The sequence below is a fragment of the Microcoleus sp. Pol12B4 genome (assembly GCF_036701385.1).
GTDB lineage: Bacteria > Cyanobacteriota > Cyanobacteriia > Cyanobacteriales > Microcoleaceae > Microcoleus.
In genome coordinates, this window is record NZ_JAUBQR010000057.1 from 18,303 (window position 1) to 31,362 (window position 13,060).

The following is a 13,060-nucleotide window of genomic DNA, read 5'->3' on the forward strand; positions in this document are numbered from 1 at the left end:
TCCTCTTAATTAGTAATGACTGTTGACTGTTGACTGTTAACTGTTAACTAATGACTGATGACTAATTGTAGCGATTGATGATTTTCCCCACTCTCATCCCAATTTTTTCGGCGTCTCGCAGTGGACAAAGTGAGCGAGTTGTCAGCCCCCCAGCATAAACGTGGGTACTCTGCTCTACGCTCGCATTCTCAGCCAATCTGTCAATGATAGTGCGATCGCACAAAAATATCAGAAAATTAAGTTTTTGCCTGATGGATCTCTTTAGCAGTCCTCAATCCAGATGCTAATGCGCCCTGCATCCATCCCCTCGTAGTAGAAGTGTGTTCTCCAGCAAAATAGACTTTACCTTCCGACTTTCCAAGTTCATCAAACAACCTTTTTTCTTGGTCTTCAGTCGGGTATGCCCAACCTGACCTCGACCAAGGGTCTTTAGCCCAAGAATAACTGGTCATTTTGCCCTGATAAGCACTTACACCAGGGAGAATCTTTTCCCATCCCTGTAGTAATTGAGGCAATTGTTGCTCTGGGGCGAGGGCATCCATAGCAAGGGCATTTTCCCCTTTCAGATAAGCTTCCAAAATACCTGTTTTTCCAGGAAAATCCCAACTGGGTTGCCACAGTTCTTCAGGACGATCATCAAACAACCCCCAACCATTCAATCCTTCTTTTTCCCAGAATTTTTCTGAGAATTCAACAAACATTCGTGTCGCTGCGCGATAGTTATAACCCCCAGCGATAGCAAGCTGTTTTTGAGGTGATAGTGGAGGCTGAAAATTTATCTGTCCCAAGACTGTCAAGGGAACAGTACACACTACGCAGTCTCCTGTGTATTGCTGTCCTGATTGGCACAAGACTTGAACCCCTGAAGAAGTTTGTTCAATGCGAGTAACCGCAGATCCTAGATAAATTTTATCAACTAGAGCGGTAGCAAAGGCTTGCGGCAATCGATCTGAACCTTGAGCAATTTTAACAACTTTTGATATGTCTCCGCCCGGTATAACTTTAGCTAAATCATCAGCAGAAATCAGAAGACGTTGCCCATTCTTCACAGCAATGTAAAGCCCATCTGGTGGTAAAAAACGCTTGAGAGTCAAACCAAAATGTTGAGCATAGCCAAGTGTTAAATTGTGATTAGACGGAATTCTTGCTGCTCCCGCTTCTACAAAATGATTGTCACTAAAATTGTCTCGCAAGGTCAAAACTCTCCCTCCTACTCGCTCACGGGCTTCTAAAACCGTTACTGTATGACCTACTGCTGCTAACTCGTAAGCGGCAACCAAACCAGACAACCCCGCTCCGACAACAATCACTTTCTGAGAGGATAGTCCTTTCTCTAATGCTCCTGGAGTTCGGGAGTTTTGGGCTTTAACTTGAGCATGGGCTATTACCGCACCAAACGTTACAGCGCTACTTAATAGAAATTGACGGCGATTCATTTTAAACATAGCGGTCTACCAAATAATTACAGTAATACTAAAGGTTTGGCATAATTTAACAAAAAAGGGGAATATGAAGCAATTATCAAACAAGCTGAAGAGTTTAAAAAATTAGATGAGCGATATGAAGTAAAGTAAAGTTCCCTGTGATGAACACCATCCCTAATTGCAGTTCGCTACAACTAATGACTAATGACTAAATCTGTTCGATCGCCCGATCGACAGCAGTGCGGGCGCGGAAACTCAGCGCAGGACGATCGATGCGATCGCGCAGCGATTCAAACCGCGCAGTCGCCCCATCTCGATCGCCCAAAGCTAAAGCACCCTGAATCAAAATCGCCCAAGCCAGAGCAATCTCGCTGGGATGATCGACCGTCTGAGCAGCTTCTAAAGCAGCTTCAGCGCGGGCTGTTGCTAAAACAGGTCGATCGCACTCTAAATCCACTTGAGCCGCCCCAATCAGCACATAAGACAGCATCCGTTTGGCATCCACCTGTTGCAAAGTCGCGATCGCCCGATCCAAAGCAGCATCGGCTCCAGTTTGCTGAAGCTGATAGTTCGCTAAAGCTAAAAGTGCCTGGGCGATCGCACCTTCACTGCCTTCGCCTTTGATTTTGGCTCCGACGATCGCCATTTCGTGACAATAAGGTAATGCCGCCGCCGGATCGCCCGCTTCGAGTTCCGTCATCGCCAAATAGCTGAGGTTATAACACTCGCACCAGCGATCCTGCTGGGTCTGGGCCAATCGCCACGCCTGTTGCAACAAAGTTCGCGCTTCGGCATAGTTCCCGTGATGGCGCTGTACAGCCCCCAACCCTTGGGCAATTCCGATGTTTTTAGCGCTAACTCTCCCCGCCAGGGACTGTGCCTCCAGCAACAAAGCTTCTGCCCGCGTCATTTCCCGTCCAATTTCAGCCAAGCAAGACCCGCTATATACCAGCAATCGCACGGCCGTAGCTGGACTGGATGCCCGACTTACCTCTGCTGCCCGCAGCGAGTGTTGATGAACGTTAGCGAAGTTGCTGCGATCGAAATGCAGGATCACCAATGCCTCAAGTCCCGTGGCTTCTGCTTCTTCTAAACCTAGAGCATTTGCTTCATCGATTAAGCGGTGCACCTCGCTGTCGAGTTGCGAAACTCGATCGCCCGTAACGCCTGCGATCGCGCTAACCCGCAGCAATTTTAAATGCAATTGAATGCGAGTGCGATCGTCAAGTCCTTGACACTGCTCAATTCCAAGCTGAGCTAATTCTGATGCTTCGGTGTAGGCAAACAATTTCAGGCAGCGTTCGGCGGCACAGAAGGCGCTAGACGCTGCTAATTCTCGATCGCCCCCCAGCGCTGCGTGACGGGCAATATCGCCAGCCCAAGCGCTGTCTGGTGTGGAGAGTTGATGCAACTTATGAGCAATTTGCAAATGTATCAAATGGCGGCGCGGTTGTGACAACTGCCGGTAGACAGCTTGACGCACAATATCGTGAGCAAAGTCATAGCCCATTTCGTCACCGACAGAGGCGCTGGGACGGATAATGGTTTGTTGTTCGAGCTGTTCGATCGCCATCAGCAATTTCGGCAGCGGATAGTCTGCCACATGAGCCACCGCTGTCGGTTTGAAGCTCCGCCCCAATGCAGCGGCCCAAGGCAAAAATTCGCGAGCCATGTCATCTAATTGGTGGAGGCGATCGCGGATCAAAGCCTCTAAATTATCAGCATGAGTAGACCGATCCTGGGACAATGCCCGGGCAACTTCCAGCGCAAACAGGGGATTCCCCCCACTATCGATAAATACGCGCTCGACCACTTCTGGAGATAGCTCTAACGGATTAATCGCTTGCTGTCTGCGAATCAATTCAGCCGTTTGTTGTCGATCGAAAGGATGCAATTCCAGCGTTAGCAGCCGTCGCTCTCTTCTGAGTGCCTGCACCACCCGCGAGATGCCCGCATTCTCCTCTAGTTCCCTGGAACGCCCGGTGCAGGCGAATAAAATCGGCTTATGACTCAACAAGCGGATGGCGTAGTTTAGCAATGCCGAGGAGGCTTCATCGATCCACTGAATGTCATCCAGAATGACGATTAACGCAGTCTCACTGGCAGATTGAGCCAGCAATTGTACCACCGCATCAAACAGATGACTGCGATCGGGCGGAGCTTTCCCAGGTTGAGCGAGTTCTGGGAGCAAGAAACCTAGCTCCGGCGGAATGTTGAGGGCGGGGGGAATAACGATCGATCGCAAAGCATCAATCCAGATACCGTAGGGTCGCACCATCTCGGCGGCAAATCCGCGTCCCCACAGCACTTGAACCGCCTGTGCCGTCGATCGCAGCTCCTCCAGCAAACGAGTTTTGCCGATTCCGGGTTCGCCCGCGAGCAAGAGCACTGGCGATGCCTCAGCGGTGGCTATCGCCCTGCTGTTCGCAAGCAGTATCGGCTTTGCCCACTGCTGAATCGATGCCCATTCGCGATCGCGTCCCACTAAAGGCGACAAAGCCAAAGGTGAGGGAAACAAATTCGTTTGGGTTCGCCCAGCGGAGTGAGACGAGGGTTGGATGTTGGGCGCTTCGTCTTCCAGCAACAGTTGCTCGTAGAGCTTGCGAGTGATCGCACTAGGGTCAACTCCTAGTTCCTCGCGCAGCAAAGTCATGCAGCGGTGGTAGACTTGGAGTGCATTGGCGCGATCGCCGTTCAAATGGTGCGATCGCATCAAAGCTGCGTAGCTGGTTTCGTGCAATGGATCGATTTCCAGTAAGCGCTGTGCAGAGCGGATTGCAGCTCGATAATCACCCTGAGCTTCCGACAGGCGAGTTAGAGATTCGAGTGCATGGAGCAATTTCTGTCGCAGGTGTTCGCGCTCTGGAAAAATCCACTCATCCTCACAACTCGGCAGCAAATCACCGCCGTAAAGCGCGATCGCTTGCTCCCAGGCTGTTCTGGCACCGTTAACATCTGCGGCTCGTTCCGCTGCTTCTGCTGCGGCGAATGCCCGCTCAAACTCAGCCACATCCAGCAGGAAAGAGGCATGGGGATTCCATTGCAGGGTTTTGGCATCCGCCAGCAGGTAGCGATCGGCATCGGGGAGTCCCTGACGCAGGTGGTGCAATTCCCGGCGCAAGTTGGTGCGAGCTTGGGCCTCCGTTGAATCTGCCCAGAATTGAAAGGCTAGCCGCTGACGGGTTTGCGGGATATCGCGATGCAGTACCAGGTAAGCCAACAAAGCTTGCGGGCGCTCTGTGGTGACACCGACAACGGGCTTGTCTGCACAGGAAAGGCAGAATCCGCCTAGTAGTTTGATATCTAAGGTAGAAAGCATATAGCTAGATATTATTTGTGATTTTAATCCATGCTCCGGGGTGTCAACTTCAGGAATGTCAGCAGGTGGCGATCGCTAATTGAAATGACATTGCTATACTATGTTATCCGCGCGGCGGTCTGTTTGAAGCCACACTTTTGTATTCTTAATATAAATGTAAGATAGATGCGGTACGATCGATTTTACCGCAGCTCTCAATCAATGCAATTAACAAGTCAAACATGACCGCCAAAATTGCTACAATCAGCCTCTTGTTTATACTTTTGAGTCTAGCCTTCAGCAACAGGTTTTTCAAAAATCCTGTGTTAAAAATTTTCCCTGACAGCAACTCGCCCAATAAATTAACATCAAAATCTACAGTATTGACCGCCCAAACGGAAAATAGGGAGAAACAAAATACCGTGCAAGATATTCTGGATGACAGTGCGAAATTAGAAAAAGTAGCTGGCAATTTCCAATTTATAGAAGGCCCGATTTGGCATCCAGACGGCTTTTTACTGTTCAGCGATATTCCCGCCAATATTATCTATAAATTAGCCTCAAGTCAGCAAGTTGAGGTATTTCGCCGCCCTTCGGGAAAAGCCAACGGGAATACTTTAGACAAAGAAAACCGCTTACTTACTGCCGAACACGAAAATCGGCGCGTATCCCGCACAGAAAAGGACGGCAAAGTTATCACATTGGCGGATAGATACGAGGGCAAGCGGCTCAACAGTCCGAACGATTTGGTTGTTAAATCCGACGGCAGCATTTATTTTACAGATCCGTCCTACGGTGTTAGTAAAGATCAGGAAGAATTGGGTTTTTACGGTGTTTACAGGCTGGCATCCGACGGAAAATTAACTCTGCTGGTTAAGGATTTGGTGCTGCCGAATGGCATCGCTTTTTCGCCAGACGAACAAAAACTTTATGTCAACAATTCGGAAGCGGGATACATTGCCGTTTTCGATGTAAAATCGGACGGAACTGTTACAAATGAGCGGCTTTTTGCGGATTTAAAAGATGCCAGTCAAGGCGGAGTTCCCGACGGTCTAAAAGTTGATTTAGAGGGGAATATTTACAGCACCGGGCCGGGGGGAGTGTGGATTTTATCGCCGGATGGCAAGCTTTTGGGGAAAATTTCTGTGCCAGAGACGGCGACTAATTTGGCTTGGGGAGAAAGGGATCGCAAAACGCTTTATATTACGGCAAATACAAGTCTGTATCGGATTCGCCTTAAAATTGCGGGTGTGCGGCCTGGAAAATAATCTAAAATAGGGCGAGGTTGACAGTAAAGCGGTTTTTATTAGGGGTAATTGACCGGCCATGATATAATCGTAGGTTTGAGAATCAGTCATTCCTGATTCTTTAATCTCAAATCTCAAATCTCAAATGGTATTAATAGCTCGGTTGCACAAATTTCTAACTGCTACAGTCGATCGCAAATCCCGATCGCACACAATATTTTGGTTGACTTTGAGCTTGACATTTGCTGCACTTTATGGTTTTTTAGGACTCAAGCAAGCCTTCAGCGCCGAGTATATGGTGCAAGACGATGCGAGGCAGCACGTTTTCTGGATGATGCGGTTTGTCGATCCTGAATTATTCCCCAACGATTTCATTGCTAATTACTTTCAATCAGTCGCCCCCGCAGGATACAGCACGCTCTACAAATTAGCTGCAACAGTTGGCATTCATCCGCTATTTTTTCACAAAATATTGCCGCTATTTCTGGCGTTAATCTCGACTTATTACTGTTTTGGTCTTTGCCTAGAAATGCTGCCAGTGCCGATGACTGGATTTATTGCATCTTTGCTGTTAAATCAGCATATGTGGATGACTGATGATTTGGCTTCTACAACGCCAAGAGCTTTTATATATCCGATATTTCTGGGTTTTTTATATTATTTGTCGCGCAGTTCGTTATTGCCCTGTTTGGGGGCGATCGCGCTCATCGGAATATTCTATCCTCCTTACGCCTTGGTTGCTGCTGGAATCTTAGTTTTGCGCGTGCTAGCCTGGAAAAACGGCGGTTTGCGCTTGGCGGGCGATCGAACTAATTACCTATTTTGCACTACAGGTTTGGGAGTAATCTTTTTAGTAATGCTGCCCTATGCCTTAGATAACTCTGAATTTGGCCCAACTTATACCGCAGCAGAAGCGAAGCAAATGGCAGAATTTGTTCCCAGCGGCAGAAATGCTTTTTTTCGTCCCAATCCTAAAGATTATTGGTTGACAGGGCGGGGTAGCGGGATGTTTCCCAAGTCGCTGTTTACGCCTGTAACTCACTGTGTCGGGCTGTTATTTCCGGTGCTGCTGTTTTTGCGATCGGCTTTTCCCTTAGCAAATCAGATTCAAAGCAAAATCTGGCTTTTGCTTCAGCTATTTTTAGCATCCTCGGCGATGTTTTTTGCAGCTCACGCTACCATTTTTAAGCTGTATCAACCTGGTCGCTATACGGCTTACAGCTTGCGATTTATTGTTGTGTTGATAACTGCGATCGTCCTAACTTTAATTATCGATGGAGTCGGTTATTGGGCATCAACAACCGCAACAACATTTGATATAAAAAATCTAGTGGCACTAACTACGACAGCGACAATCGCTATCGCCGTTGTGTTTTATCCCTGCTTGGTCGAAAAATTTCCCACAGTTGGGTATGTAGAAGGTAAAATGTCGGGTTTGTACAAATTTTTTGAGCAACAACCTAAAGATATCTTGATTGCTTCAATCGCGGCCGAGACTGACCATTTGCCAACATTTACTCAGCGTTCGGTTTTGGTGGCAAAGGAATATGCAGTGCCCTATCAGAAAGGCTACTACAGCAAATATCGGCAGCGGCTTAACGATTTAATTCGCGCTCAATACACTCCCGATCGAGCTGTATTGCAAAATTTTATTAATCAATATGGAGTTGATTTTTGGATGCTCGATCGCCATGCTTTGAGTCTTCAGTATGTAAAGGATGATGGCTGGCTAAATCAATTTGATTCTACACCGGAGGCGAGGCTGTCTCTCGAACAAGGAAAAATTCCCGCCTTAGCTTCAGCAATGACAAGTTGTGCGGTTTTTCAGAATGAAATTCTAGTGGTTTTGGAGGGGTCTTGTATTGTGAAATAGGCTGGGAGTTAAGACCGCTTACACCCAGAAATAAATGCCTTACCATCCGCTGACGTAAAACGAAAAAAAATCGCCTTTCTTAACTAAAACTATTGATTTTTAGGTTGAACCGGAGGCACAAAACCCGGTTTCTGACCCTAAAATTAGTAATTTAGTGACTTGTAGGGGCAATCCCCCGGCGGTTGCCACTCCTGAGAGGTAATGTTGCGGATATGGTGCAATTAAATAATCTCCACAATCAAAGGTGAATATAAATCCGGGGTCCAGTTCGCAGACAATGAAAATTGCACAAAAGCTCGATCGCCAATTATCTCTTTAACAAAAACATGGCAACACTTTACGTCAACCCGCAAAGAGGCAGTGATGCCACAGCGGGCACCCAATCGGCCCCATTCAAAACTATAGCCCGCGCGATCGCCCGCGCTGCATTGGGAAGCACTATTGAGTTAGCACCGGGAATTTACAGCGCTGCTAGTGGCGAAAAATTCCCCTTGGAAATCCCCTCCGGAGTAAAAGTTATTGGCAATGAAACTAACAAAGGTAGAGGCATTCTGATTCAAGGCAGCGGCAAATTTGTCAGTCCCACCGCTGCGGGGCAAAATATCACGATACTGCTAGCAACTAATTCAGAATTGCGCGGAGTAACTGTTACTAATCTCGATAGTCGCGGCACGGGAGTTTGGATTGAGTCAACTTCTCCGACTGTGGCTAACTGCACTTTCACACTTTGTAAGGGCGAAGGCATTTTTGCCACGGGAACTGCTAATCCTGCGATTCTCGACAACATATTTGTGGAAAACTCAGCCGCTGGGGTGATTGTGGCGGGAACTGCTAAAGGAGCAATACGGCGCAATATTTTTCAAAAGACGGGTTTTGGCATTTCCCTGCAAGCTCAGTCGGCTCCTTTGATTGTTGATAACCAAATTTTGGAAAATCGATCCGGTATCGTTTTAGCGGGGGAATGTCAGCCGATTTTGCGTAAGAATCGCATTGAAAAAAACACCCAAGACGGTTTGACTGCGGTGGGGAAGTCGCTGCCAGATATTGGTACTGCTCAAGATTTGGGTGGCAATATTTTTCAGAATAACGGTGAATTAGACTTGCAAAACGCGACTGAGGTTAAGATTTCTGCGGTGGGAAATCAGCTCAATTCTTCGCGGGTGAAAGGTTTATTTGATTTGGGCAATGTGACGCCAACTCCGACTCCTGGCAAGCTACAGTTTAGCGACATCAGCACGCATTGGGCCAAGGATTTTATCGATCGCTTGGCAAAGATGAATATTGTTAGCGGGTTTCCCAACGGCACTTTTCAAGCTTACGAGATTGTAACTAGAGCTCAGTATGCGGCTATGTTGGCGAAGGCGTTTGAATTGGTGCCGCGCCGTGAGGCGATGGTTTTTAAGGATGTGCCGGCGGATTTTTGGGCCTTCGGAGCGATCGAGCAAGCTAATCGAGCTGGCTTTTTGGCTGGATATCCAGACAGCACGTTTCGCCCGGAGCAGAATTTGACTAGAGTTCAGGCGATCGTATCTTTGGTAAACGGCTTGCAGTTGGCGGGCGGCAACCCCAATTCTTTGAGCGTTTATGTCGATCGAGCTCAGATTCCCAGTTTTGCCACCGACGAGATAGCAACCGCCACAGAGCGAAAAATCGTGGTCAATTATCCCGCGCGCGAAAAGCTTTCCCCCGCCCACGACATCACCCGCGGCGAGATATCCGCCCTTATCTACCAAACTCTGGTAGCCACAAAGCGGGCCGAGCCAATTAACTCTCCCTACATCGTCTAAGGGAATTGGGAGACAAGGGAGAGGATAACTTGAGGTACCAGAACCAACCTATCTCCCCTCGCCCTTGTCTGCGATTCCCTCACTCTCGCCGACTCTCACCCACTCTCGCCCACTCCCACTCTCCCAAGTCTTGATTTGCGAGTACCCGAATCGTTTTATGATTAAACATTAAGAAATTAAGCAATCCTTAAGGTTCGACTGTCAGATTATGGCTAAAATTCAATTTTCTCGGGGTATAGACGAAGATGCTGTGCCCGAAGTGCGCCTAACCCGTTCTAAAAGCGGAGAGCAAGGCACTGCCAGGTTTACCTTTGAAAATCCCAAAGCTCTCAGCAACACCAGTACCGAAGACATTACTGGAATGTACATGATCGACGACGAAGGCGAACTCCTCACTCGCGAGGTTAATGCTAAGTTCATCAACGGTCAGCCTGCGGGTTTGGAAGCTCTTTATATAATGAAAAGTTCCGCAGAATGGGATCGATTTATGCGTTTCATGGAACGCTACTCGGAAGCCAACGGTTTAGGATTTAGCAAGGCATAATGGGTAGTTGGTAATTGGTAATTGGTAATTGGTAGTTAGCCGATCGCCGGTTGCCGGTTGCCGATTGCTTAGAATAAGAAACTATGACGCAAATTCCTCACCCCGACTTATCTAAAATAACCGTAAACTGCGCTATCATTACTGTTAGCGACACCCGCTCGGCGGAAACAGACAATAGTGGCTTGTTAACTAAGAAGCTGCTAAAAGATGCGGGTCACTCTGTGGTAGCTTACACTGTTGTTAAAGATGATGCGGCCAAAATTGTATTGCAAATGCAGGCTTTTTCCCAGCGTGAAGATGTAGATGCAATCATTTTTAACGGTGGCACGGGCATCGCTCCCCGAGATACGACCTATGATGTGATGGAGAGTTTGCTCGACAGGATTTTACCAGGATTTGGTGAGATATTTCGGTTTTTGAGCTATCAAGAAATTGGTTCGAGGGCGATCGCCTCTCGCGCAGTTGCAGGCGTGTATCAAGGCAAGTTAGTCTTTTCTCTTCCGGGTTCTAGCAATGGCGTGAAACTAGCTGTGGAAAAGCTAATTTTACCTGAATTAGTTCACTTGGTGACGCAGTTGCGGGGAGGGTGAGAGCGAAAGTTCGGTTAAGTGACTGACAATCAAGAAATTTGGTTACAAGTCGCCCGAGGCATCCGTGGAGCGAGAAAAAAGCTCGCTCATCCTCATCGCCAGCCCCCGGGTTTAGCAGTGAGCTCGCTTTCTTCCATCTAAAATCTAAAATCTAAAATCGACTGAGTGCATTCACCGCAAGAAACGGGTGGCTTTGAGCCTGCTCTATGGCTAAAGTAAGGAAACATCAAAATTCCCTTGATTTAGACTAGATGATTGCGATGCAGAATGCGAGTGTCTATGCTAGCGAAGATTATTACCGGATTGCTCGGGCGATCGCCTTTATGCGACAACACCACCTAAACCAGCCCAATCTGGCAACTGTGGCCCAACACATAGGACTGAGTGAATATCATTTTCAACGGCTATTTACTCAATGGGCCGGCATTAGCCCCAAGCGGTTTTTGCAATATCTGACAGTTGAATATGCCAAGTCAAAAATCACTCTGACTAAAAGCCTTCTCGACCTAACATTGGACGTGAGACTATCGAGCCCCGGACGATTGCACGATTTATTTGTGAACTTAGAAGCAATGTCACCAGGGGAGTTCAAAGCAGGCGGAGCAGGTTTGCAAATTCGCTATGGCATTCATGATACCCCCTTTGGCACATCTTTAATTGCTACAACTACCCGTGGTATTTGTAATCTTTATTTCTTGGAGACAACAGACGAACAAACGGCCGAACAAAGACTGCAATTGGAATGGAAAAACGCTGAAATCATTCGTGACGATCAAGCCACTCAATCATTGCGCGACCTGATTTTCAATTCAGAAACTCTCAGCGAGCAAAAACCACTAACGCTCTTGGTAAAAGGCACTAACTTTCAGATTCAAGTTTGGCGAGCACTTTTGCAATTGCCCTTTGGTGCGATCGCCACCTATCAGACGATAGCTCAAATAGTAGCACGCCCAACTGCTGCTAGAGCTGTAGGAAATGCGATCGGTAACAATCCTATCGGCTATCTAATTCCATGTCACCGTGTGATTCGAGAATCTGGAGAACTCGGTGGCTATGGCTGGGGAGTAGAGCGTAAAACAGTCATGTTAGGTTGGGAAGCTAGCCGTACAATCTGCGATTGATTATCCTTTTGGTTTGTTTGCGCGGCGATTATGAACCGCCCGGTAGGGAAAGCGTAAATAGCCTTCTCGACCGGATTATACAGCCCTACTTGAGACTCCGATTGTAGAAATCAGCAACTTTGTCAACGTACATCTTTGGGTTAGTATTGTAGCTTTCTGGATGTTTCTTCGCATTGGTTTCCCAATATTCTGCCGAAGGATATGCTTCTCTGAGTTGGCGAGCGTTTTGTATAGGCGTATAAGGATCGATCGCACTGTGAATGATCAAAACTGGTCTAGGGGAAATACGACCTATCTCCTGCACTGGCTTAGAAGAAGTTAGATCATATCCAGTTAACAAATGTCCAAACATCATGGTAGAAAGGAGAAATATCCCCGGTAATCCTGAAGCTGACTGCCAATGCTTCTGAATAATTGGATAAACCTCTGCGTAACTACTGTCAGTGACCACTGCTCCGATGTCAGAGTCATCTGCTGCTGCTCCAATTACAGTAGCAGAACCCATTGAGAAACCTAAAACCCCAATCTTTTTTGGCTTAAATCCCTTTTTTTTAAGCCAATCCACTGCTGCAATAACATCTCGCCTTTCTGTAATTCCAAAGGTGAAGCGAGAATCAGCACTTTGCCCATGTCCTCGCAGATCGATCGTAAGTATCGAAAAGCCTTTTTGATTCATAGCTGAACCAAACTCGGCAAACTTTCCAGCAAGTTCACAAGTCCGACTGGAATTCAATCCATGCACTAAAATTAATACCTTGTCTGTTGCTTTTTCTGGAATAAACCAACCAGTAATCTCCACGCCATCAGGTGTACGAAATGTTACATTTTCAGGAGGAACAGCAAAAACAGATGCTTTAAGAGGGTCAAAGCATCTGTTTGGCTTTGAAAGAGTATGTCCTGCATAAGCTGAGATGCCGAAATAGCCAACCACTAGAAATGCTGAGATACCAGAAGCTAACTCGATCAAAAGATGCTTTTTGGCTTTCATCTATTTTGGGTAGTGCCCTGAAGGAAAGGATGGAGTAAACTTAAGCTACTATTAAAGAGAAGTGTTTGCCATTGGTGATATGACAGTAGAAATTAATTCTTGCCCCAATTGTGGCTCCGAAGAAGTTAGTCGTAACGGTCAGACTCGGCATGGTAAACAAAACTACAAATGTCGAGAATGTGGTCGTC

General features: G+C 47.2%; 10 protein-coding genes. 7 read left to right on the top strand and 3 right to left on the bottom strand.

The annotated features are described in order from the left end of the window. Window positions 1–236 precede the first annotated feature (236 nt). Together QUA38_RS10640 and QUA38_RS10645 are read right to left on the bottom strand one after the other, a co-directional pair. On the bottom strand, window positions 237–1,445 hold the full coding sequence (locus tag QUA38_RS10640; protein WP_333161548.1) for a flavin monoamine oxidase family protein: 1,209 nt from the start codon (window positions 1,443–1,445) through the stop codon (window positions 237–239). 187 nt (window positions 1,446–1,632) lie between these two features. Beyond that, on the bottom strand, window positions 1,633–4,743 hold the full coding sequence (locus QUA38_RS10645; RefSeq protein ID WP_333161550.1) for a BTAD domain-containing putative transcriptional regulator: 3,111 nt from the start codon (window positions 4,741–4,743) through the stop codon (window positions 1,633–1,635). A 302-nt stretch (window positions 4,744–5,045) separates the two neighbouring features. On the opposite strand from QUA38_RS10645, the gene QUA38_RS10650 reads away from it, so the two are divergent. The 6 genes from QUA38_RS10650 (at window position 5,046) to QUA38_RS10675 (ending at window position 11,884) form a co-directional block, all read left to right on the top strand. Continuing rightward, window positions 5,046–5,990, top strand: a complete 945-nt coding sequence (locus tag QUA38_RS10650; protein WP_333161552.1) for an SMP-30/gluconolactonase/LRE family protein — start codon at window positions 5,046–5,048, stop codon at window positions 5,988–5,990. A 124-nt stretch (window positions 5,991–6,114) separates the two neighbouring features. Beyond that, window positions 6,115–7,842: a hypothetical protein gene (locus QUA38_RS10655; protein WP_333161554.1), complete on the top strand. Its 1,728-nt coding sequence runs from the start codon at window positions 6,115–6,117 to the stop codon at window positions 7,840–7,842. A 326-nt stretch (window positions 7,843–8,168) separates the two neighbouring features. Beyond that, entirely contained in the window at window positions 8,169–9,629 is a 1,461-nt protein-coding gene (locus QUA38_RS10660) for a DUF1565 domain-containing protein (protein WP_333161556.1), read from the top strand. Window positions 9,630–9,837: 208 nt separating this feature from the next. After that, complete coding sequence (gene psb28 / locus QUA38_RS10665) at window positions 9,838–10,173, top strand: photosystem II reaction center protein Psb28 (RefSeq protein ID WP_333161558.1); 336 nt, start codon at window positions 9,838–9,840, stop codon at window positions 10,171–10,173. An 83-nt stretch (window positions 10,174–10,256) separates the two neighbouring features. Further along, window positions 10,257–10,763, top strand: coding sequence for a MogA/MoaB family molybdenum cofactor biosynthesis protein (locus QUA38_RS10670; RefSeq protein WP_006632696.1), 507 nt, complete (start codon window positions 10,257–10,259; stop codon window positions 10,761–10,763). A 260-nt stretch (window positions 10,764–11,023) separates the two neighbouring features. Continuing rightward, a complete protein-coding gene (locus QUA38_RS10675) occupies window positions 11,024–11,884 on the top strand; it encodes a methylated-DNA--[protein]-cysteine S-methyltransferase (protein ID WP_333161560.1) in 861 nt (286 codons plus the stop codon). An 85-nt stretch (window positions 11,885–11,969) separates the two neighbouring features. On the opposite strand, the gene QUA38_RS10680 is transcribed toward QUA38_RS10675, so the two are convergent. Further along, the gene (locus QUA38_RS10680) at window positions 11,970–12,872 is read right to left on the bottom strand and encodes an alpha/beta fold hydrolase (protein ID WP_333161562.1); all 903 of its coding nucleotides are present in this window, start codon (window positions 12,870–12,872) and stop codon (window positions 11,970–11,972) included. Window positions 12,873–12,951: 79 nt separating this feature from the next. Here QUA38_RS10680 and QUA38_RS29325 point away from each other — a divergent pair. After that, window positions 12,952–13,060, top strand: a 109-nt coding sequence (locus tag QUA38_RS29325; protein WP_445305045.1) for a transposase-like zinc-binding domain-containing protein, incomplete at its 3' end; no start/stop codon positions are given.